This is a genomic window from Acidovorax sp., assembly GCF_046339755.1.
Taxonomy (GTDB): domain Bacteria; phylum Pseudomonadota; class Gammaproteobacteria; order Burkholderiales; family Burkholderiaceae_C; genus Acidovorax.
This window is the reverse complement of record NZ_JBKDTZ010000088.1, coordinates 1-21,036: the sequence shown is the minus strand read 5'-3', so window position 1 is coordinate 21,036 and position 21,036 is coordinate 1. Positions and strand designations below refer to the sequence as shown.

At 57.3% G+C, this 21,036-nt stretch carries 21 protein-coding genes; 17 read left to right on the top strand and 4 right to left on the bottom strand.

The genetic code is table 11. The features are described 5' to 3' along the window. The first annotated feature begins 85 nt into the window (after positions 1-85). Positions 86-3,205 (top strand): error-prone DNA polymerase, encoded by a 3,120-nt coding sequence (locus ACK59X_RS07090; RefSeq protein ID WP_409956185.1) that lies wholly within the window; start codon positions 86-88, stop codon positions 3,203-3,205. A 69-nt stretch (positions 3,206-3,274) separates the two neighbouring features. On the opposite strand, the gene ACK59X_RS07085 is transcribed toward ACK59X_RS07090, so the two are convergent. Beyond that, positions 3,275-4,270 carry an SOS response-associated peptidase family protein gene (locus ACK59X_RS07085; RefSeq protein WP_409956184.1) on the bottom strand — a complete coding sequence of 332 codons (996 nt, stop codon included), beginning with the start codon at positions 4,268-4,270 and terminating at the stop codon, positions 3,275-3,277. 545 nt (positions 4,271-4,815) lie between these two features. Between ACK59X_RS07085 and ACK59X_RS07080 the strand changes: the two genes are divergently transcribed. From ACK59X_RS07080 to ACK59X_RS07065, 4 genes are all read left to right on the top strand, one after another. Next, complete coding sequence (locus ACK59X_RS07080; protein WP_409956188.1) at positions 4,816-5,493, top strand: DNA/RNA non-specific endonuclease; 678 nt, start codon at positions 4,816-4,818, stop codon at positions 5,491-5,493. A gap of 50 nt (positions 5,494-5,543) precedes the next feature. Beyond that, on the top strand, positions 5,544-5,855 hold the full coding sequence (locus ACK59X_RS07075) for an HU family DNA-binding protein (protein WP_409956183.1): 312 nt from the start codon (positions 5,544-5,546) through the stop codon (positions 5,853-5,855). A gap of 104 nt (positions 5,856-5,959) precedes the next feature. Then, a complete protein-coding gene (locus tag ACK59X_RS07070; RefSeq protein WP_409956182.1) occupies positions 5,960-6,415 on the top strand; it encodes a helix-turn-helix domain-containing protein in 456 nt (151 codons plus the stop codon). An 80-nt stretch (positions 6,416-6,495) separates the two neighbouring features. Further along, a complete protein-coding gene (locus tag ACK59X_RS07065) occupies positions 6,496-8,262 on the top strand; it encodes a PAS-domain containing protein (protein ID WP_409956181.1) in 1,767 nt (588 codons plus the stop codon). Here the strand turns inward: ACK59X_RS07065 and ACK59X_RS07060 are convergent. Then, complete coding sequence (locus ACK59X_RS07060) at positions 8,237-8,740, bottom strand: hypothetical protein (protein WP_409956180.1); 504 nt, start codon at positions 8,738-8,740, stop codon at positions 8,237-8,239. The two genes, ACK59X_RS07065 and ACK59X_RS07060, sit on opposite strands and share 26 nt — an antisense overlap. Before the next feature lie 247 nt (positions 8,741-8,987). Between ACK59X_RS07060 and ACK59X_RS07055 the strand changes: the two genes are divergently transcribed. Beyond that, positions 8,988-9,512: a hypothetical protein gene (locus ACK59X_RS07055; protein WP_409956179.1), complete on the top strand. Its 525-nt coding sequence runs from the start codon at positions 8,988-8,990 to the stop codon at positions 9,510-9,512. A 33-nt stretch (positions 9,513-9,545) separates the two neighbouring features. After that, entirely contained in the window at positions 9,546-9,986 is a 441-nt protein-coding gene (locus ACK59X_RS07050) for a tyrosine-type recombinase/integrase (protein ID WP_409956178.1), read from the top strand. A 162-nt stretch (positions 9,987-10,148) separates the two neighbouring features. Here ACK59X_RS07050 and ACK59X_RS07045 read toward each other — a convergent pair whose 3' ends face one another. Then, entirely contained in the window at positions 10,149-10,391 is a 243-nt protein-coding gene (locus tag ACK59X_RS07045) for a hypothetical protein (RefSeq protein WP_409956177.1), read from the bottom strand. An 861-nt stretch (positions 10,392-11,252) separates the two neighbouring features. On the opposite strand from ACK59X_RS07045, the gene ACK59X_RS07040 reads away from it, so the two are divergent. From ACK59X_RS07040 to virB10, 10 genes are all read left to right on the top strand, one after another. After that, on the top strand, positions 11,253-11,927 hold the full coding sequence (locus tag ACK59X_RS07040) for a lytic transglycosylase domain-containing protein (RefSeq protein WP_409956176.1): 675 nt from the start codon (positions 11,253-11,255) through the stop codon (positions 11,925-11,927). A gap of 207 nt (positions 11,928-12,134) precedes the next feature. Next, entirely contained in the window at positions 12,135-12,509 is a 375-nt protein-coding gene (locus ACK59X_RS07035) for a TrbC/VirB2 family protein (RefSeq protein WP_409956175.1), read from the top strand. 2 nt (positions 12,510-12,511) lie between these two features. Next, a complete protein-coding gene (locus ACK59X_RS07030; RefSeq protein ID WP_409956174.1) occupies positions 12,512-12,832 on the top strand; it encodes a type IV secretion system protein VirB3 in 321 nt (106 codons plus the stop codon). Between the two features lie 92 nt (positions 12,833-12,924). After that, positions 12,925-15,372 (top strand): VirB4 family type IV secretion/conjugal transfer ATPase, encoded by a 2,448-nt coding sequence (locus ACK59X_RS07025; RefSeq protein ID WP_409956173.1) that lies wholly within the window; start codon positions 12,925-12,927, stop codon positions 15,370-15,372. After that, complete coding sequence (locus ACK59X_RS07020; protein WP_409956172.1) at positions 15,365-16,000, top strand: type IV secretion system protein; 636 nt, start codon at positions 15,365-15,367, stop codon at positions 15,998-16,000. Before ACK59X_RS07025 ends, ACK59X_RS07020 begins: the two co-directional genes overlap by 8 nt. A gap of 23 nt (positions 16,001-16,023) precedes the next feature. Then, positions 16,024-17,247: a type IV secretion system protein gene (locus ACK59X_RS07015; protein WP_409956187.1), complete on the top strand. Its 1,224-nt coding sequence runs from the start codon at positions 16,024-16,026 to the stop codon at positions 17,245-17,247. A 17-nt stretch (positions 17,248-17,264) separates the two neighbouring features. Beyond that, on the top strand, positions 17,265-17,672 hold the full coding sequence (locus ACK59X_RS07010) for a hypothetical protein (RefSeq protein ID WP_409956171.1): 408 nt from the start codon (positions 17,265-17,267) through the stop codon (positions 17,670-17,672). Between the two features lie 2 nt (positions 17,673-17,674). Beyond that, positions 17,675-18,487 carry a virB8 family protein gene (locus tag ACK59X_RS07005; protein ID WP_409956186.1) on the top strand — a complete coding sequence of 271 codons (813 nt, stop codon included), beginning with the start codon at positions 17,675-17,677 and terminating at the stop codon, positions 18,485-18,487. 5 nt (positions 18,488-18,492) lie between these two features. Continuing rightward, complete coding sequence (gene virB9 / locus ACK59X_RS07000; RefSeq protein ID WP_409956170.1) at positions 18,493-19,326, top strand: P-type conjugative transfer protein VirB9; 834 nt, start codon at positions 18,493-18,495, stop codon at positions 19,324-19,326. A 5-nt stretch (positions 19,327-19,331) separates the two neighbouring features. Beyond that, a complete protein-coding gene (virB10, locus tag ACK59X_RS06995; RefSeq protein ID WP_409956169.1) occupies positions 19,332-20,513 on the top strand; it encodes a type IV secretion system protein VirB10 in 1,182 nt (393 codons plus the stop codon). A gap of 424 nt (positions 20,514-20,937) precedes the next feature. Here the strand turns inward: virB10 and ACK59X_RS06990 are convergent. Next, positions 20,938-21,036 (bottom strand): IS3 family transposase (locus ACK59X_RS06990; protein ID WP_366827632.1); only part of this gene is annotated, 99 nt, incomplete at its 5' end.

The following is a 21,036-nucleotide window of genomic DNA, read 5'->3' as shown; positions in this document are numbered from 1 at the left end:
CCCGTGCACCATCGGCGCAAACCGGTAACGCAGTACCGGTTTCAGCAAAAACGGTACTGCGTTACCGGTTCTTGGGGCGGCGTCCATGAGCCAGCCCACCGCAGTCCCCGAATACGCCGAGCTGCGCTGCATCTCGAACTTCACATTCCTTCGCGGCGCCAGCGCGGCCGACGAATTGGTGGACCGTGCGAAACAACTGGGGTACAGCGCCTTGGCCATCACGGACGAGTGCTCCATGGCCGGTGTGGTGCGTGCCCACGTGGCCGCCAAGGAGGCGGGCTTGCCCCTGCTCCTCGGCTCCCAGTTCCTCGTGTCGCCGCGCGACAGCACCGAGGCGCCGTTTGTACTCGTCGTACTGGCCCAGACGCTCGATGGATACGGCAATCTGTGCCAGTTCATCACGAAGCTCCGTCGCAGCTCCGACAAAGGCACCTACCACCTCACCCTGGACACCATCCGCGGCGATGAGCTCAAGAACTGTGTGGCCCTGCTGTGCCCCGAACGGTCAGCCAAGGCGGCCCAGCTGGAGGCCATGGGCCGATGGATGCTCGACCACTTTGTGGGGAGGTGCTGGATTGGGGTCGACCTGGTGCGCCGCCTCGATGATGAGATGTGGCTGCACCGGATGCGCGAGCTGTCGGCGCTCACCGCGCTGCCGCTGGTGGCCGTGGGCGATGTTCACATGCATGTGCGCTCGCGCAAGCCGCTGCAGGACGTCATGACGGCAACGCGCATCGGCAAGCCATTGACCGAATGCGGCAAGGAGCTGGACCGCAGTGCTGAGCGCCACTTGCGAAGCCGGCTGCGGCTTGCGCAAACTTTCCCTGCAGAGCTGCTGGCCGAGACACTCAACGTGGTGGCCCGGTGCAGCTTCAGCATCGATGAGCTCAAGTACCAGTACCCGACCGAGGTCGTGCCGCCAGGCCATACCGCTGCGAGCTATCTCCGTCAGGAGACATACGAAGGCGCAGGCCGGCGCTGGCCATCGGGCATCCCCGAGAAGGTCCAGCAACAGATTGAGCACGAGCTCGACCTCATCTGCGAGCTCCAGTACGAGCCGTACTTTCTGACTGTCTACGACATCGTGGTGTTCGCTCGGTCCCGCCACATCTTGTGCCAGGGCCGCGGCTCGGCCGCCAACTCGGTGGTCTGCTACTGCCTGGGTGTGACCGAGGTCGACCCTGCACGGATGTCGGTGCTGTTCGAGCGGTTCATCAGCAAGGAGCGCAACGAGCCTCCGGACATCGACATTGATTTTGAGCACCAACGCAGGGAGGAGGTCATCCAGTACCTCTATGAGAAGTACGGACGCGACCGCGCCGCGTTGACCGCGGCGGTCATCTCGTACCGGCCGAGGTCGGCGATACGCGATGTCGGCAAGGCGCTGGGGTTCGATTTGGAGACCGTGGATGCCATCGCCAAGGGCCAGCAGTGGTTCGATGGAGACAACCTCCGCATGGAGCGATTCGACGAGCTGGGCATGGATGCCAGCTCGCTTGCGGTTCGGCAACTCCTGGCGCTGACGGACCAGTTGGCGGGGTTTCCGAGGCACTTGTCGCAGCACACGGGCGGCTTCGTGCTCACCCGCGATTTGCTATGCCGCATGGTGCCCGTGGAGAACGCATCGATGCCGGACCGCACGGTCATCGAATGGGACAAAGATGACCTCGATGCCGCCGGCCTCCTCAAGGTCGACGTTTTGGCCCTGGGCATGCTGTCGGCCATTCGCAGGGCGCTGGATTTCATCAGCTTACAGCGTGGCTACGACTTCACGATGCAGGACATTCCTCCCGAAGACCGCAGGACCTACCGCATGCTGTGCAAGGCGGACACCGTGGGGGTCTTCCAAGTCGAATCGCGTGCGCAGATGACCATGTTGCCGCGGCTGCGGCCGCAGTGCTTCTACGACCTGGTGGTGGAGGTGGCGCTGGTTCGGCCTGGTCCCATCCAGGGCGGGATGGTGCATCCGTATCTGCGCAGGCGGCAGGGGGAGGAGCCTGTGACGTATCCGAGCAAGGCGTTGGAGGTTGCTTTGGGGCGGACCTTGGGCGTGCCGATTTTTCAGGAACAGGTCATGCAGATATCCATCCTGGCCGCGGGCTTTACAGCAGGCGAAGCGGATGGATTGCGCCGCGCGATGGCTGCCTGGAAGCGCAAGGGCGGCCTCGAAAAGTACTACGACAAAATCGTTCACGGCATGCTGGAGCGAGGTTACGAGCGCAGCTTTGCCGAGTCCATTTTTGAACAGATAAAGGGGTTCTCTGAGTATGGTTTTCCGGAGTCGCATGCAGCCAGCTTCGCGCTTCTGGTCTACGCCTCCTCATGGATAAAGTGCCATGAGCCCGCAGCATTCTTGGCAGCGTTGCTAAACAGCCAACCTCTCGGCTTTTACACCCCGAGCCAGTTGGTTCAGGATGCCCGCCGCCACGGTGTCGTGGTGCGCCCCGTTGATGTGATGCACAGCGATGTGGACTGCACGCTGGAAGACTTGCCTGGCAAGCCTGCGGTGCGCCTGGGCCTGCGGCTGATTGGAGGACTGCGAACCACCAGCGCTGCACGCATCGAAGAAGAGAGAGCACGTGCGCCGTTCGACAACGCGGAGGAGCTCGCCCGCCGGTGCGGCCTTGAGTTGCACGAGATGAAGTTGCTCGCCGCGGCGGACGCCCTGGCGTCACTGTCCGGGCACCGGCGCGAGCAGGTATGGGAGGCTGCGGCGCTACATGCTACGCCGGAGATTCTTCACGATGCGCCCATCGACGAGGAGGTGCTGGAGTTGCCGGCGGCGCGCGAGGGCGAGGAAGTGCTTTGGGACTTTGCATCCACGGGCCTCACGCTACGCAGCCACCCGCTCAAGCTCCTGCGGCCAAGGCTCGACAGGTACAAGCTCAAGACCTCGGCAGACCTGCGCAGGGTGCGGGATGGACAGCTGGTGCGCACCGTGGGAATTGTGACGCTGCGGCAGCAGCCGGAGACGGCCAACGGGGTGGTGTTCGTGTCGTTGGAAGACGAGCACGGCGCCATCCAGGTCATTGTCTGGGAGCATGTGCGCGAGCGCCAGCGGCAGGTGCTGTTGGGCTCGCGGCTGCTGGCTGTGCAGGGTCGGTGGCAGCGGCAGGGCCAGGTGTGCAGCCTGATTGCCGACAAACTTGCGGACCTGTCTCACCTGCTGGGGCGCCTGGTCACGGAGAGCAGAAACTTTAAATAGCTACTGCTGTCCTGGTTGCGTTCGGCACCAGGTGGATGCTGCGGGGCCTCTTAGCGATCGCGGAGGCTCTCAAGGATCGGACTCAGGCTCTCCTGTGGCGTCGGAACTGTCGACGACGACATGGTTGTAGTAGGGACGCACCCTGCTGCCCAGAATCGCATCCAGCACGTCAACGTCATGCTGGTCAGGGTCCAACCAAGCGTCGCTGTCTTCGCTGCGCAACGGGATGATGCACCTGTCGTGACCGGCCGCAAGCACCTCAGGAGGAGGCTCGTCCGTGATGAGCGCAAAGGATAGTAGGTCTGGCTCGCCCTGACCTGTCCACCTTGCCCACAAGCAGGCTGCATGAAGGTACTGTTCTGGCTCAGGTCGGAATTCCACCACTGCATCCTTCACGAGTTCACCAGGCGCAAGCTCGCGCCCTTCGGCCATATGCCGGTGGACATGCTCATAGAAGTTGGTCAAGACAACCACTCCGCGGCAATTGGTGTACTGCTTCCGCCAAAAGCCCTTGAGCTTGTTTCGTCGCGCGTTGTACGTGCCGTCGTACTCTTTATCGAAAGACGGTGGAACATGTGGCGGTCGAAGCCGGAAGCGCATTGGTTTCAAGATGCGCTCTCTATCCTGCATCAGCATCATGGGAACAAACTCACCAGGGAAAAATCGGGCGTCACTGGCAAGAGCATGGGTACGCTGCAGGTTGTCGATGTGAGCTTGCAACCAGGGAATCTTCTTCAGCGCGATGCGCTTGTCTTTGGTCGCAAGCTTGGTGACCTTCTTTAGCAGCTTGGCCTCAGCAACCACCAGGCGCGCCTTCTGCTTCTCCAAGTCCTCTGTGAGCTCAACCAACCTGGCCGCGGCGTGCTTGGCAATCAAGTCTTTGACCGCGTGCTCTTCCTCCGTTTGGGGCGTGGCAAAGGCCATCTCAGCGCTGCGAACGACATCAAGCTTTCTGTCCTCAAGCCGACGCCAGAAGATCTCGTAGAAATCTTTGATGCTCATCTTCGCCCCGTACTCGCGGACGAAGTTCTGGTAGTCCGCACGGACCATCGCGCTGTAGCACATGAAGCTCTCCCTAGGGTCGCAGCAGTATGCCGCTGCGGTGTGTAACCGAACCAGGTCCTTTTAGCCAGGTTGAGTTTGGTACTGCAGCGCATTGCGGCTCTATGCCTTTAGCGGGAACTTCTCCGTCAGCACCAGCAGCTGTTTAAGCCGCGACCTACAACACCGGACTTCCATGCGCAGGGTCCTGACTTTAGCCGTCCTGGCGATGACGTTGGCGTTCCTAGGCCTGATCCGTCCAATAGAACCTGATGGGCACCAGCAATATCAAGGCTACAGGCAAGAAGGACGATGAGCGTGAGAAGGTCAAGAGCGACTGCCTAAACAAGTAAGTTCCGCCTCATTGCAAGACCCTGCTTGGTGCTGCCCTTCGGCCAGTGCTGCGTGGCAAAGGGTGTTTCAATCCCTCGTTTCCTTCAACAACGCACAACGTGAATCTGCATTCTTTCTGGCCACGCGGGCTGTTCGTGGCCACGACCCTGGTTTTGGGCCTTACCGGTGTCGCCTCAGCGCGCTCTTCGGGCCATGGCTTCGACAGCTCGGCCCTCCTGATTCCCCAACCCTCGAGCTTCGCTCAGTGCCCACAATTCTTTGCGCGCTCGACGCCGCCGGCGGTCGCGCCCGCGCCGCGGCGCCGCGAGCTCTGCTACGAGGCCTTTGCAGTCCTGCACGACGGTGGGACCCGTACACCCGTCTACGTGGCGCAGCGCTTGAACCGCCAGACCATCGAAGCCGCCGACCACAAGCGTTCGGACAAGTTCTTCGCCGACGCACGCCTTCCTAACGGCGAGCGCGCCGAGTTGGACGACTACAGGCGCTCAGGCTACTCGCGTGGGCACATGGCGCCGGCAGGCGATATGTCAACGCCCTCTTCCATGTCGCAGAGCTTCAGCCTGGCCAACATGGTCCCGCAGAACATCCAGCACAATGGAGGCGCTTGGGCCAAGATTGAGCAGGATACGCGGCGCTACGCCCGCAGGGCAAAGGGTGACGTCTTCGTGATCACGGGGCCCGTATTCACTTCAACGAGCCCGACCATTGGCGGCAATGCGGTGAAGGTGCCGACCTATCTCTACAAACTCGTCTATGACCCCAGCACCCAACGCGCCTGGGCGTACTGGCAAGCCAATCGCGAAGGCGAGCAGGTCAGCCCGCCCATCAGCTATCAAGATTTGGTCAAACGCACCGGAATCGAGTTTCTGCCAAAACTGAGCCCCGCGCACTGAGTACGCACGGTTGAGCTATAAATCGCATTCCCATCCACCCTTGAGAAACTATGAATCGCGCTGACCTCGTCGAAATCCTGGCCACCAAACATGACCTGTCCAAAGTCGCCGCCGGTGCCATCCTCGAAACCCTGATCGACACCATCCAGACCGCAGTGAAGAAGGACGACCCCGTGCAATTGGTCGGCTTCGGCACCTTCAAGTCGGCCAAGCGTGCCGCGCGCACCGGCAAGAACCCCTCGACCGGTGCCGCCCTGAAAATCCCGGGGTCCACCGTACCCAAGTTCGTGCCAGGCGCCAAGTTCAAGGCAGTGGTCGATCCGAAGGCTGCCAAGCGCAAGGCCGACAAGGCAGGCGAGTAAGCGCCAGCCTTGGATCAAGAGAGCCGCCGGGCCAACTGCCTAGGCGGCTTTTTCATTTCTGCAACAGTGCCCCTCTTTGAGGCCGGCTCGTACACAATGCGCCCATGACCACCTTCTCTGATGCATTCCGTTCTGAAGTCGTCCGCATGGCCCGCAAGGAACTTAAGCCGGAGCTCCAAAGCATGCGCAAGGCTCTGACGTCCCATCGTTCGGAGATCGCCGCACTCAAGCGCGAAGTGAAGACGTTGACTACGCAACTCAAGGCTGCTCAGCGTGTGGTCAAAGCGACGGCAGTTCCTGTCGAGCCTGAGCCTGCCCCGGCACGCAAGGGAGGTCGGAGGTGGGTTTTCAAACCAGAGTCATTGGCCGCGAAGCGCGCTGAGCTCGGCATCTCTGCAAAGGAGATGATGACGCTGCTGCAGGCCTCACCCGCTTCCCTCAACCGCTGGGAAACTGGCAAATCGAGCCCACGCGCAGCGCAGCTGGAACGCATCCACCTGGTGCTCGGTCTCGGCAAACGAAAAGCCCTTGCCATGCTGGCCGAAGGCGACGGCAAATAGCAGTTTGAGCGTCGCGTCTACCGGCGCAAATTGGTTGATCTATGAGCGCAAAGGACGTGCCCGCACCAGAGCAGCCTGGAGTGACCACTCTCCACTCACAGCTTCGTATCGTGGCGGAGGTCCTGGACGACCTGGACGTCGGCATGTGCGTTTTCAACGCCGCCGATGAGGCCATGGTCTGGAACCGCACCTTCCTGCGTTTCTTTCCCGAGCACAAGGGCCACGTCCACAGGGGCGAGCCCTACGCCGCCAACCTGCGGCGCTTCTACACCGGGCGGCTGTCGGCCGATGAGATGCCGTTCATCGAGCGCTACATCCAGGAAGGCATCGCCCGCCACCATGCCCAGCAGGCGCCCTATTCCTTCGAGCACCGCGGACAGGTGCTGCGCGTTGCATCCCTGCCCCTGCCTGGCGGGCCCCGCATCCGCGTCTGGAACCTGGCATCGCAGCAGCCGGTCTCGCTCGATGGGCTGCTGGCAGCCGCAGAGCCCGCACCCGGCGATGGCGCAGATGCTGCACAGTTGCCGCTGGAAGGTGTTCGCCTGTTCGAGTACGTCGCCGACGGCATGATGGTCACCGGCGCCGACAGCCGGGTGCTCTGGATCAACGAGCGATGCGTGGCCATGTACGCCCTGCCTGACCGCACATCGGTCCTGGGCATGCGGTTTGAAGAGATGTACACCCGGGCCTGGTCACAGGCAGGAGGTGAGGAACGGGACCGGTACGCCACCGGCCGGTCTCTGCTGGCAGAGCGCATGCGCTTCTCCGGAGCCCCCTTCGAGGTGCCGCTGCCTGGAGGACGCTGGGTCCGGGTGATCGAGCAGCGCAGCCCCCAGTCCTGGGGCTTTTTCTCGCACGTGGACATCACCGTGCTCAAACAGCAGCAGCACCAGCTCGAGCTTGCAGAACAGCGCGCCCGGGAGAGCGAGGCCAGGCTGCGCGAGAAATCCACGCTGCTGGAGGCCACCCTGGAGCGGATGAACCAGGGCATCATGATGATCAGCCCAGAATTGATTGTGGAAGTCTGCAATAGGCGCGCCGTCGAGCTTCTGGAACTCCCCCCTGACCTGATGGCATCCAAGCCTCCCTTCGCAGAGGTTCTGGCCCACCAATGGGGAAAAGGTGAGTTCGTGAACACTCCCGAAAACGTGCTGGATTTCATCCGTGCCGGCAGTTTGCTGGACGGCCCCCTCTGCTACGACCGCAAGCGCCCCGACGGCCGGGTGATCGAAGTGCAGAGCGTGCCCATCGAAGGCGGCGGGGTGCTGCGCAGCTACTCCGACATCACGGAACGCAAACGGCAGGAAGAGCGCATCCACCATGTGGCCCGGCATGATGGCCTGACCTCCCTGGTCAATCGGGAGGCGTTCCTGGAGTTGCTCGCCAATGCAGCCCAGATCGCCGAGAAGAGCGGCAAGGGCTTCGCGGTGCACTACCTGGACCTCGACGGGTTCAAGGCGGTCAACGACACCCATGGCCATGCCACGGGCGACAAGCTGCTCGCCACCGTTGCCAGCCGCATGCGGGCCATCGCACGCGACGCCGAAGTGGTTGCCCGCATGGGCGGGGATGAGTTTGCCATCCTGCAGTTGGGTGTGGACAGCCGCGATGCGGCAATCGGGCTTGCACGCCGCCTCCACGAAGGCGTCATCGAGCCCATCTCCATCGAGACCCTGGTGCTGCAGGTGGGCGTATCGATCGGCATCGCGCAGTGGCCAGCCGATGGGGTGGTGATGCAAGAGCTGCTGCGCAAGGCCGATGAAGCGATGTACCGTGCGAAATCGAGCAGAGGGGAGGCGATATGCTTGGCCGGCGACCCCGCTACGCCCGGTCGTCCACCACGTTGAATTCGAAACGGAAGTTGACTGCGACCATATCTGGAAGCGTCAGCACCAGGCGGGTTTCCTGAGGGTGAAAGATGGTCTCGCCGTCGCTCTCGACAGCACCGCGGTTGACCGTCAACGTTTCGATCTTGGTGGTCTGTGTCTTGCGGGTCGCTTCCCATCCAAATTTACCAGGGCGTAGCTTCTGGCGCTGCAGCCAGGCCCAGATCTCAGCGATCTCCGCCTCCACCTCAGCCTGCTGTGCCCGGCTCGTTTGAGCGATGGCAGTGAACACGTATTGTTGGTCACGCAGGACCCATCGGAATTGAAAGTGTCTCATCGGCAGAAAGGCGGGGATGCTCAATTGTCCCCGATGCCCCGTGCTCTCAAATCGTCTGCTGCCGGCCCTCACATACATTGAAATATGCCGTGCATACGAGAGGTTGTAGAGCAATGTGGACAGCGCCAAAAACAATGAGGGCAGCTGGCGCGCGTCTGCCAAGGCCTGCGGCGGCGGGAGCGATGGCGTTGCCGTCCAGGGGCTCAATCGGATCGAGTTGCTCCGCCAGCCATTTCCGCGGCCGCTGCCCTCTACATACCAAAGCCAGTTGAAGACTCGTGCAGCTGCTCGGTTGTCTCTCAGCACCATTCAAACTAAACTTACATGACTACAACACAAGGTGTACGCTAACGCCCGCGCCTGCCATCATGAAAGCGCCCACCTTTCGTTCAAGTCATGTAAGTTTAGTATGGACAGTTCGACGATAGATCCACCTGAAGGAACCACGCTGTTCGAACTCTGGCTAGCAAAAGAGACGAGCAAACTGCAGGACCCCCTAGGAGCCGCATCCTCAGCACCGTATCTGGCTATTTGGCAATCCTGGCTGAAGCACTTGTCGTCAGTTCTTCTTGTCGTTGACCGCGGAAATTCTGTGCGCACACTACTTTGGCACGAAGCAGGACGCGAGCATGTCGTTCAGTTCCTGCAACCACGTGCAGGTCAAAAATCCGCCCACAACCCTGCTCGCCCGCTCAGCGAAGTCACCAGGCGACGGTACTGGCGCGTTCTCGAGCGCATTTATGCATCCGCACTGAGCAACAACTGGATAGTCGAGAATCCCGTTTCCGCGCTCTCCGAGGCCGAGACGCCAGCGGTCTCTTTGCAGCTTGGTCACGTTCTCCCCGACCCAATCTGGCAAGCTTTGCCATCATGCTTCCCTGCCGGCGATTCCATGTATGAGATCAGAGACCGCGAGATTCTTTTCATAATATAATATCTATACTTAGCGCCTGAGGAAATCCGCCAGTTGCGCCCAGAGGACATCACGTTCCAGGGCGCTGACGCATCTCAAGTGGAAAAGCCATTCTCTCTACGAATTCACGGGAAGCGAGCCTTTCAGAGCCGCACGTTACTTTTGCCTACGGAGTCGAGCCGAGCGCTAATGCGGTGGCTGAAATGGCGCTCGAACAACTTGAAGGCGTCAACATCAGAGTGGCTGTTCGTGTCGAATCGCGGAACCCCACTCGCAGTCGCGGTACTGTTCTCCGCAGTAAGTGGATGCGTGATGAACGCTAGCCGCACAGTCGGATCGGGCAGTCAGCCAATGCGCGTCGGTCCACAGGTGCTCAGGAACACCTTCATTGTTCACCTGTTGAACAAGGGCCACCCCGAGACCGACGTCGTTCAGTTTGTTGGCCTCAAGAGCCCGAAAGGCTTGCGACGGCTTTTACAGGCTGCAAAGCCGTGAAAACTAGCCACACGAAAGCAGGCTGCGCGCACCGTTGCAGTTGATCAGCGAAACCGACAGCGATCAACTGGCCGCGCAGCAGCGACACAACCGATCACTCTGCGATGCGTAGCCCCTGCACCTGGGTCCCCAACGCAAGGTGCAGCACGCCATCAACGCCCATCATGGGCCGGTTTGGTCCGCACCGCTGGGCAGCCGCACCCACTGTTTTAGCAGGAGCCATTGCTGGCCCGCCAGGGTGACCGTGAGCGCGCCGTCGCTACTTCCCGGCTGCGCCGCCAGTGCAGTATCCGAGATGGCCGTGCTGAAAATCCCTTGCGCCTGTGCGGCGTTCAGCAGCGCGGGCTGCAAAAGTTGGCGGATTCTATTGCCGAGCTGGAGCACGATCAGGCCCTGCTCGTCCACTCCCATCTGCAGCGTGCCCGTGGCGGTGCCCGCGCGGGTGCAGTCGGGGCGAAGGGGGTAGGTTTAGCCGCCAGTGGCCAGCTCCTGCAAGCCCTCAGCGCCCAGCTTCAGTTTGGCACCTGCAATGCCGCCGTCACTATGCAGGCCGGTCTGGCACGAATGGAGATGGCAGCGTGGGCAGCATCAAGACGCTCGAGGGCGCCACCCCCATGCTCTGCGCCAGGTTGACGCCTGCAAGGCACGTCACTGCGCCGGCGAGGCGCGCAAAGGGCTTGTCCTCCACCATGATCGCAGTGGGCAGGTCGTCGACCTGCGCCGCCTATACGGGCAGTTCCGCTTCGCGCATCTCCTAGCAGTTGCCATTGAGCTACAGGTCACCGGTATGGTGCCTAGTACCGGGCAGCACGATCGAGGCTCCCACAGCACCCAGACCACGGTGATGGGCAGCGAGGGATGGGTGATGGTCACCGCACCCGGGCCCAGGACAAGCAACCCCGTGGGACCGTATGGGCCTAGGTCGTTAAACGCGAAGCTCGCCGCCGCGGTGCGTACAGCAGTCCTAGTGCTCAAGGGCGTGCCACCGCCGAAATATTGACTTGCGAAAGTTATTCCTCAAGCCGAAAGTGTCAAAAAAATATTGACTAAAAATAAAAGCATAGTCGTTCTTTTATTTGCAAATCACCAGATGATATGCACTGCTAGTAATTTTAAGGACAGCATTCTGAAAGCTAGTAAGCACCATCAAACAGTTCTAACTTTTTGAATTACTTAATTGCATTCAGAGACAAGAAAACCAAAATTATCCAACGTATGATCGCGGACCTTGAATCGATGAATTAACAGCATCAGCCTTTTGATTAAATGGATCTTCCAGACTTCACCGCCCTCGTTCAGCGCTGCGCCCCACAGGTTCACCCTCAAACCATGGCGGCAGTGGTTAAAACCGAGTCATCCTTTAAGCCCTTCTCGATAGGCATCAATAAGTCCGCCGCTCGACTTTCTCGACAACCGCAAACTAAAGACGAGGCGGTTTCAACTGCGAGATGGCTAATTAGCAGTGGATACAACATTGATCTTGGATTTTCTCAAATCAACTCAGCCAACCTAAAGCGTCTCAGGATGAGCGTCGACGATGCCTTCGATCCATGCGCTAACCTTGCGGGGGGCGCGGCAATATTGACTGAGAACTATAAGGCAGCTCTGTTGACTAAAAGAGATCCTCAGACCGCTTTACTCGCTGCAATCAGCACTTACAACACAGGCAATCAGATCGGCGGCTTCCGCAATGGCTATGTCCGCAAAGTGACAGCCAATGCCAGCCGCCATTCTGCAAGGCCTGTAGAGAGCTCGCCCGCAGCCGCCATTCCTTTGGTGCCCAAAAAGCCTTTGCCAAACAATTCGCTGGTCCCGCGTGGTGAGCATGCGCGGCCACGGCACATAGACGACCAGGCCGCCATCGGCGCCTACCGAGCACACTCGGAATTTGTTTATGGAGCGACTGGGAACGGCCGGCCAGCATCTCCATTCGTCTATTAGAACGGCATCAAATTTTTCCCGGCCTTTTAACTAGGCAACTTCGAACAGTTGCCGAGATTCGGCAAGCCTTATACGCGAAGACACTTTCAGCGCTTTTTCAGTCAATTCCGGGGGTGAAACGTAAATTTCTAAATATGAGGGCGAGTAGATGCGGGGAGTCGCAGAACCGCGCCACTCGAATACAACAAAGCACGGAAGGTTCACAACGTGCTCACAACATCAATCCAAATGGCCTCCAATGCAAACGCGTGCTCGAGCATCACAAATTCCTCACGAGCAGGAAATTCTTCGTTAGTAATTGCGCACTACATCGTCCTTGCCCTAGTCGTTATCCTGCTGATTTTCCCTGAAACCGCAATTGCAGCATCAGAACCTTGGGACAACGCTGCCAACAAGGTGCTTGAGATATTCACTGGCGGTCTTGCTAGAACGATTGCCGTTATCGCAGTCATTGCGTGTGGAATTGCCGCGCTTGCTGGAAAATTGTCTTGGGATTGGGCTATCAAGATCATCATCGGAATTGTTCTGATATTCGGTGCCCCCGCTATCGTTGACTACGTCAAATCTGCCGCAGGCAATTGACGGTGAGCGAGGGTATTGATGAGCTGACCGTCGATGACCTGTTTGTCGGCCTCACAAGGCCGGCAAACGTAATGGGAATACCCTATACGGCATTTGTGGCCGAGATCATCGTTGTTGCGATGGTGTTCCTTGGCACGGGCAGTCCACTGTGGCTTTTGAGCATTGTGCCAAGCCACGCGTTTCTGTACTTGGCAAGCGCAACCGACCCTGGCCGATTCGACAACTGGGCAATGGCTGTTCGAACCTATGGCAACTGCCTGAACCGCCGCTTTTGGATGTCAACGAGTTACTCCCATCTTCCAACTAAGAAAACGGAATCCTGAGCACCTTAAAGCCTATCTGTGCGTGACTCACCCGCATCCTTTGCAGCTTGTCTCCCAAGCTACGAGTCGCACCAACCAGGAATAACTGCAACATGAAAGCACCACTGAAGTTCGCCCCTCAGTTGAAGACAGAGGTGCCAACTAGCCAATTTATTCCCTACTCGAGTCACGTGACTCGCAATGTCGTCAAGCTGGCAAATGGTGACTTCCTGTTCTGCATGCGCGTGCAGGGAGCAGCCCACCAAAGTGCTGACATTGCCAACGTCAATGGGTGGCACGAGCAGCTCAACGGTTGGCTACGCAACATTGCGTCTCCTCACGTGGCGGTCTGGACTCACGTGGTCCGGCGAGAGTTCAATGCTTACCCCGAGGGGGAATTTGATCCGGGTTTCGTGTCTGGCCTGAACGAAAGGTATCGCGCCCAAATGGGCGCTGATGTCCTCCGGATCAACGAGCTGTATGTGTCGGTCGTCTATCGGCCCCAGCCGATCAGAGCCGCAAAGATCATTGATCTGTTCTCGCGGCCGACACGTGAGGAAATTATTGAACAGGAGTTCGAGCATCTCGACTCTATCGAAGACCTCATATCCACGACGATGTCTGCGCTGGATCGGTACGACCCGGAATTGCTCGGTGTATACGAACACAACGGAGTTCATTTCACGGAAGTCTGCGAATTCCTAGCGTACTTGATCGATGGTGAGTGGCGAAGGTTTCCGCTGCCTCGGGCTGAGATCAGAACTATTCTCGCAACGGCGCGGCCATTCTTCGGCAAGGGTGGATTGATGTCGCTGATGGGGCCTACGCACACCAGCTTTGCGGCCGTGCTGGCTTTCCAGGAATATCCGTCGTTGACAGTGCCTGGCCTGCTCAACGAATTGTTGTCCATGCCGTTCGAGTTTGTTCTTGGACAATCATTCACCTTCTTGTCAAAGCCTGTAGCGCGTGGCCGAATGGTCCGTCAGCAACAGCGTATGGTGAACGCCGGCGACGTGGCCAAGAGCCAGGTTGAAGCCATTGATCAAGCGCTCGACGATCTCACGTCGAACCACTTCGTTATGGGCGCTCATTCTCTTTCGCTCGTCGTGCGCGCAAACAACGAGAAGGCGCTAAAGCAGAACATCAGCGACGCTGGCTCCGCGTTGTCCGATGTGGGCATCAAATGGGCAAGAGAGGATGCAGGGATGGCCGGCGGGTACTGGTCGCTGCTGCCTGGCAATTTTGAGTATCGAATCCGTCTCGGGGACATCACGAGTCGAAACTTCGCAGGCTTTTCAAGCTTGCACAACTATCCGCTCGGCCGCATTGCTGGAAATCAGTGGGGACCGGCAGTAGCAGTGTTCAAGACCGAGGCGGGTGCGCCTTACTACTTCAGCTTTCACAAAGGCGAAGAAGGTGCCGATGCGCGTAAGGTCGCAAAGCTGGACCCAAATCACAAGGAACTGGCCAACACGGTCGTGATCGGCAAATCCGGTACGGGCAAGACCGTGCTCGAGACCTTTTTATTGGCGCAGCTCCAGAAATTCAACCGCCCGCCGGAGAAGCCGCTTTCCTGCGTTCTCTTTGACAAAGATCTGGGTGCGGCAGTTGCCGTGCGAGCAATGGGTGGGCGCTACTTCCCACTCAAAAACGGTGTGCCATCCGGCTTCAATCCATTTCAGCTTGAGCCTACGCCCAACAACCTGACCTTCTTGGAGAACTTGGTCCGCTTCTTGGTACGTCGGGAAGGGATGCCGCTATCACCATCGCAAGAAAAGCAGATCTCCTCGGCAATTCATGGCGTCATGAATGTGGCCAAGAAGCATCGTCGTCTAAGTGCTGTGATGGAATTTTTGGATCCCACTGACGCGGATGGACTGTGCATTCGCTTGGAGCGATGGTGCCGGGGTGGCCCACTGGGTTGGCTGCTCGACAACGAGGCCGACACCCTGAACATCGACGAATGCCCAATCATGGGCTTTGACGTGACAGAGTTTCTCGATAACGTTGAGACACGCACGCCAACGATCATGTACTTGATGCATCGGATCGAGTCATTGTTTGACGGCCGACGCGTTGCCATTTTCATGGACGAGTTTTGGAAGCTTCTTGACGATCCGGCCTTCGAGGATCTCGCGAAAAACAAGCTTGTGACGATTCGGAAGCAAGATGGCTTTCTCGCCATGTTCACCCAGTCGCCCAGCCAGGTGCTCCAGTCGCCTATAGCGTTCGCCATTGTCGGCCAAACGGCAACAAAGATCTTCCTTCCCAATCCCGAGGCCGACTACAAGGACTACGTTGAGGGTTTTAAGGTGACCAAGCGCGAGTTTGAAATCATCAAGTCGCTTGGAGAAAAGTCTCGCAAATTCCTCATCAAACAAGGTTCTGGATCAGTTGTGGCTGAATTAAACATGCGCGGTTTCGAGGACGAACTCGCGGTGCTCTCCGGAAACACCGCGACGTCCTTGATGACAGAGCGGCTAGTCGCTGACCTCGGGTCAGACCCAGCAATTTGGCTCAACGAATTTCATATTCAACGCAGAAAGGCGCTTAATGCGTAAACCCATCCCACTCGTCTTGGCGACTGTTCTTTCATTTTCGCTTTACAGCCCGTCGTACGCGTTCGTCACCAATATTGCGACAGAAACCACACAGATTGCGAGCTGGGCCGCACAGTACATTCAGATGTTGCGCGAATACCAGCAACTAGTTGAAGAGTATAAAAGCTTGAATGGCATTCGGGGAATGGCCAATCTGGTAAACGATCCAATAGGTAGGAAATATCTACCCGCGGATTTTCAAACCGCGGTGTCAACCGGCTATGGAAATTGGCAGTCTCTGCTACAAATAATCAACAGCGAAAGCCGTCTCACCCCTGAGCAACGCTTCGAGAAATTTAAGCGACAGATCGCTATCGATGAGGCAATGACTTCAGAGGCATACAAACAGGCATCGCAGCGATTTGAAGCAATTCAAATTCTATTAGACAAGGTGAACAACGCTCCAGAAGCGAAAGACATCGCAGATCTCGCCGCAAGAATACAGGCAGAACAGGTAATGCTCCAAAATGAGCAGAACAAAATGTCAATGCTGGTTCGTATGCAGGACATCCAAACACGACGCTCTCAGCAGATGTCTACAGACAATGCAATTCGCCGTCTCTCAACTCAACCAATAACAAGGTGGTAACAGTGAAAATTGGTGTGTTGACCGTGATTGCCGCAGCACTTGTCATCGTCGGCTGCGTCAAGGAAAAACTTCCTCACTACGATGGAAAAAATGCAAGTTTGTACTGGCAGGCCCACTGCCAAGACAAACCTGAAGCAATTCAGGATTTGGAACCGTGCAGAAAATCAGGATCGCAAATGAGGATCGATCGTCTAAACAAGACTCCGATTCGCAACTGGGAGACAAGTCATCAGATGCCGCTCACAACGATCAATTCAACCATATTTTCGACAATATTTCAAAAGACTGATCAAGGTGTTGTCGCTTTCATCGGGTCAACAAGCTCGGCAGTGGCCTCTTCAATTGCCCCTGCGGTGACCGTTCTTCTCTCTGTTTACATAATGCTTTGGGGCTGGTCGATGATGCGTGGAGTGATCGATGAACCGATCACAGACGGAATAACCCGCATAGTGAGGCTTTCAGTGATCACTGGCATTGCCTTAACTGCTGGTCTCTACTCGCAATATGTAGCCGATTGGATCTGGAATTCACCAGACGCTATAGCCAAAGTTGTTATCGGGAGAGATGCTCGCAACAGCATTAATTTTTTGGATACGCTAATTAGTCGATTCTTCACTCTTGCAAACAATTTTCTTATTGCTGCCGAAAGAGAATCCCGCTACGGCATTCCTGATCTAACTTTGTTCTTTTCTGGAATATCTTTACTAATAATGGGAGTTATAGTAACGGGCTACGCGGCGTTTCTATTCATACTTGGGAAACTATCCTTGGCAATTCTTCTCGGGGTCGGGCCAATCTTCATCGCGCTGGCTATTTTTGAGACCACAAAGAAGTTCCTCGACTCATGGATAGGTCAGGTTTTGAACTACGTTTTCCTCGTAATGCTCACCGCGGCATGCGTAAAAATAATCCTCGTTTTAATCGAACAGTATTTCGTAATCATGCTCAACACGGAGCCAAACCTTGGAGATGCTATGCAGATGATAGCTATTTCGCTTATCGGCTTTCTGATTCTAATGCAGATGCCCAGCGTAGCCTCCGGATTGGGCGGAGGTGTCGCACTCAGCACACTAAATGGTATTGGATGGGCATATAGCAAGATACGCAGCGGCGGAAAAAGTGGGCTGAAATTAGCTTCCGGGAAAACTCTTACAACCCTCCGAGCAGATCGCAAGCGAAAAGCGGATATGGCTCGGTGGGCTTCGCGCAACCCACTTATTCCCAGAAAAAAGAGCCGAACTCCATAACAGTACAACTATCAAGCATGGATAAAAATAAATCTCAATACTTTCGTTTGATCGTTCTTTCGTTAGCGGCAGCTGTCGCGTCCGGTTGCGGATCTGATCTCCCACAAGTCAAGGGCGAATATCGCCCAATCAATCAAGAGACGCTACCAAAAGCAGAAGTCAACATCCCTAGAATCTTCGATCTGAAGTTCAAGGGAACGGCCACTGACGCGCTCCTTGCAATCCAAGCAAAACAAAGCCAACTGACGGTCTTGGATCCACAAGGCAAAGTCGCTGCTACTAAGGTCGACTTAGATCTTCGCCAAATATCGTTGGAAAGTGCGTTGCGGGTGCTCGCCCTTCAGGGCGGGTCCACATTTGAGGTCGTTCACAGGAGCGACCCATTGCTGCGCACGGACCTAGCACATATCAAGTTTCTGAGGTGAAGATGGCGCGAAGCGACGAGGGCAACCTGAAAGCCTATTTGGCAGAGACAGCCAGTTGGGAAACCGACAAAATATTGGAGCTATGTAGGTCAAGGCAATGGGCTTGGCGAGTGGCGTCGGCGACAACGGTGCTTGCTATGCTCAGCACAGCAGCAGTTTTAGCTTTGACGCCTCTTAAAACGAGTGAGCCATTTGTCATTCGAGTTGACAACTCAACAGGTGTGGTTGATGTCGTCAGATCTCTAAAGCAAGGTGAAACGAATCATGAAGAATCGCTCAACAAGTACTTTCTTCAGTTGTACGTGCGGAACCGGGAAGGATTCAACAAAGAGACAGCAGCAGAGACTTATTACTCGGTAGGAATTCTCAGCGGTTCTAGTGAACAGCAGAAATTCCAAGAATATTTTCAACCTAAGAATTCGCGCTCCCCGCTCAACGTCTATGGGCAGTATGCCAAAGTGCGTATCTCCATCAAGGGAGTTTCCTTTGTTAAGCCGACGGTGGCATTGGTACGATATGCCAAAGAGATCGAGCGCTCCGGCGATCGGCCGGAAATCTCTCACTGGGCGGCGACGGTCACTTTCAAATACGTTGGCACACCCATGTCCGAGAAAGACCGCGCCTTCAATCCCTTGGGATTTCAGGTGACGGACTACAGAGCTGACCCTGAATCGCTCACTGCCGTCGAACGCAAAGCGTTCATCGCGCCAGCGCCCGTACTGGCCCCATCCAGCGCCCTGTCTGAGCAAACACGAACCGATCAGCCCGGGGTGCTCCCGATCGTCCCTGCGATCGAGAAGCCCGAACACCCGTAATTGCAATGCGAAAAGTCATTCTGGCGCTTTGCGTCATGCCCCTGCTCGCCCATGCAGAGGTCACTCCAGCGCCTGGCGCATCCGATCCCCGCGTCCGCGTGGTCAGCTACAGCGCGACCAACGTTGTCAAAGTCAATGCCTTCTACGGAGTCTCGACTCACATCCAATTCAGCGCGAGTGAACAGATCAAGGATGTCGCAATTGGGGATGAGCTCGCTTGGGATGTTTCTCCGAGAGGGAACAACTTGTACGTGAAGCCGCGTGCAGAGCACGCCGACACGAATCTGACTATCGTCACCAACAAGCGCACCTATCACTTCGTCCTGGTCGTGCAGCAGCTTCCTAGAAAGGACAAGAGCGCATGGTCGAATCCTGCCCTGGTCTTCTCGCTTTCCTTCCGGTACCCCGACGAGGACCAGGCGGAGCGATCTGCGAAAGCTCTACTGTCACAGCAGCGCGCAGCGCAGCAGGACATCAAGAACAAGCTGGCAAACCCCCCGGAATCATTGCCGCACAACCTCGACTACTGGGTCGCAGGTGACTCAGACATCAGCCCGATCTCGGCATACGACGATGGGCGCTTTGTGTACCTGACATTCGCACACGGCCGCGATATGCCGGCGGTGTACGCCATCGATACCAAGGGCAAAGAGTCGCTGGTCAACACCAACGTGATGAGCGGGAACACGATAGCAATCCATAAGCTACTGGCCCAGGTCATCCTTAGGAAAGGCGAGTTGGTCGCCAGCGTCATCAACAAGTCGTTTGATCCTGAGAGAGGTAGCGCCGGTGTCACTGGCACCGTCTCCCGTGAAGTCGAGCGACTCATAAGGGAATGAACAAAATGGACAAGCAAACCCATGCAAGCGAGGACGCCAACTCGCCCCACGGCAATGAGAAAAGCGAGCAGATGCGTGCTCGAATGGCCGCGGCCGACTTCGACGAGAACGCAGGACTACCTTCGATCAATCGCAAGGCCAATGCAAACAAGCTAACGACCATCGCCGGCTTTGTCTTCATCATCATCATTGGCGTGGGTGCGATCGTGGCGATCAACAAGGGCCCTGCAGAACAGCCCAAACGCAGCGAAGAATCAAAGATTGCCAATCGCATGCCCGCGTTGGAAATGCCTCAGCTCGAGAAGCCACCCGTGCCGCCTCCAGCAACTGGACAGTCGGCTGAAAAAGATCCTTCAGAAGATTGGATGGCCCGAAAACTTGGCGGAAAGCTTGTGATCGGCGGGAGTGGAGGTACGTCCTCTACATCCGCACAGGGCGCGCGCAACGCGGCTGGCGGCGCCACAACGGAGGAGGAGCGGATTGCACAACTCATGTTGATGAACCAGTCGAATGGAGCGCCTCCGTCTCCAGATGTTCCTGCCCAAAACTCGCTGACTGCACACCTTGTTCCAACAAAGGCACAAATGGTCTCAGCATCAATGTTGCCCAACCGGAACTACGTTATCACGAAAGGCTCTACGCTTGACTGCGCGCTGGAGACAGCCATTGATAGCTCCGTCCCAGGGATGGTCACCTGCAGGCTCACCCGCGATGTGTTCTCTGACAACGGAAAAGTCATGCTTCTTGATCGAGGTAGTCAGCTCGTCGGAGAGTACCGAAGCGCTCTCAAGCAAGGCCAAGCTCGCATGTTCGTCCTATGGTCGCGTGCGAAGACACCAAACGGAGTCATCGTCTCGCTGGACAGCCCGGGGACAGACGCTCTTGGACGGAGCGGCATCGGAGGAAAGGTTGACGACCATTTCTGGGAGCGCTTCGGTTCAGCCATCTTGATGTCATTCGTGAGTGACTCTGTAGCGGCAGCGACTCGCGGAGGCCAGAACTCGGGCAATTCGACCAACATATACAGCAACACCGCCAACAGCGGCTCCAAGGTCGTCGAATCAATGCTGGAACAGTCGACCAACATCCCCCCTACCCTGGCGGTGAACCAAGGTGCGCATGTGCAGGTGCTGGTGGCGCGGGATCTCGACTTCTCCGGAGTCTATGCACTACGAGCCGTTCAATGACGGATTGCGCTCTCGACACCTCTGCTGAGGTACTGACTTCTCGCGCATTGGAGGTCGATCCGCGCGAGATTCTGAGTGCTCGGCCCATCGTGAGCTCGACTCCGATGCTCGACGAGTATTTGAAGCCACTGTCGCCATACCTCATGCGAGATGACCTCACGGAAGTTTCGATCAATCGTCCAGGCGAAATCTGGACAGAGTCAGAAATCGGCTGGCAGCGTCACGACGCGCCAGGCGTGACCTTCCGAAATTGCTTGCACCTAGCGACTCTCATTGCCACTGCCAACTCAAAGAAGATCACAAAAGACAACCCGATCCTGTCGGCAGATCTGCCCAGTGGCGAGCGGGTTCAGGTGATCATTCCCCCGGCTTGCGAACGAAACACTGACCTTGCCCCTGTTTCGTGTAGTTCTTAACCCACGATTCACGCGGCCTTTTTGCGCTGTGCCTCGTACCAGCGTTGTTCGTACTGCATCGGGCTGAGGTAGCCCAGCGAGGAATGCAGCCTGCGGTGATTGTAGAA